Source organism: Candidatus Pelagibacter communis (assembly GCF_001179985.1).
In the GTDB taxonomy this organism is placed as follows: Bacteria; Pseudomonadota; Alphaproteobacteria; order Pelagibacterales; family Pelagibacteraceae; genus Pelagibacter; species Pelagibacter ubique_J.
On the sequence record NZ_CVSI01000017.1, the window covers coordinates 1 to 1,043 of the forward strand.

2 protein-coding genes and 1 pseudogene are annotated in these 1,043 nt (G+C 31.4%); 2 read left to right on the forward strand and 1 reads right to left on the reverse strand.

All coding sequences use genetic code 11. The features are described 5' to 3' along the window. On the forward strand, positions 1-341 hold a 341-nt coding region (locus tag AMN80_RS00920; RefSeq protein WP_179850265.1), incomplete at its 5' end, for a glutathione binding-like protein. Here AMN80_RS00920 and dksA read toward each other — a convergent pair. Next, positions 338-760: an RNA polymerase-binding protein DksA gene (gene dksA, locus AMN80_RS00925; protein ID WP_075520157.1), complete on the reverse strand. Its 423-nt coding sequence runs from the start codon at positions 758-760 to the stop codon at positions 338-340. The genes AMN80_RS00920 and dksA overlap by 4 nt on opposite strands. A gap of 75 nt (positions 761-835) precedes the next feature. Between dksA and AMN80_RS05590 the strand changes: the two are divergent. Next, positions 836-1,043 (forward strand): annotated as a pseudogene (locus AMN80_RS05590) (glycosyltransferase family 39 protein); the annotation flags it as partial.

Genomic DNA, 1,043 nt, shown 5'->3' on the forward strand with positions numbered 1-1,043 from the left:
CTCAAATGGGATATGTTGGACCAATTCTTGGACAACACCATCAATTTCATCATTACAATCCAGGCAAAAGCGAATTTGGTGAAAAAAGATACTTCAAAATAACAACTTCAATCTATAAAAATTTGGATGAAAGACTATCGGTATCCAAATATCTTGCAGGCGAAAACTACTCAATAGCAGATATTGCTACTTTCCCTTGGATTGCACGACACGATTGGCATGATATAGGACTTAAAAATTATGAAAATCTCTTCAGATGGTATTTAGAAATATCTGAGAGAGATGCTGTTATAAAGGGATACGATTATTTGAATAAAGGAGAAAAAATTCCAAAACCTTAAACATCGTCTGCGTGAACTTTTTCTTCTTTTTCATGTTTTTCTTGAGCAGCAATAGATAAAGTTGCAACTGGTCTAGCTATAAGTCTTTTAATTCCAATTGGTTCTCCAGTCTCTTCGCAAAACCCGTATGTCCCATCTTTAATCTTTCTTAAAGCCGAGTCTATTTTTGATATCAGTTTTATTTGTCTGTTGATTGCTCTCATCTCAACATTTTTATCTGTATATGAGCTTGCTTGATCCACAATATCTGCAGAGGTACTATTATCATCCATAGAACTATTATATAAAGCCTCATTATTTGATCTAACCAAATCCTTCTTCCAAGCTAATAGTTTATTTTTGAAAAACACTTTATGTTTTTCACACATATACTTTTCTGATTCTTTTGGAATGTAAGTTTTAGAAATTCTAACCATTATCTAATTTAAAACGGTCGGAGTATATTCAGCAAATAGGTAGTGTCAAGTAAGGTTTAATTGTATAAATTCAAACAAATGGTCATTTATAAAAAGCAAATAAAAATTTTTTTTTACATTTTTTTGGCAATCCATTTAATTTTATGGACTTTGATTCCATCATTAACAAATAACAACCTTCCACTTGATACGATAGAGGCTCTTGCTTGGGGAAGTAATTTAGATTGGGGTTATAATAAACATCCTCCAATGAGTGCATTTATTGTGGAAATTTTCTATCAAATAT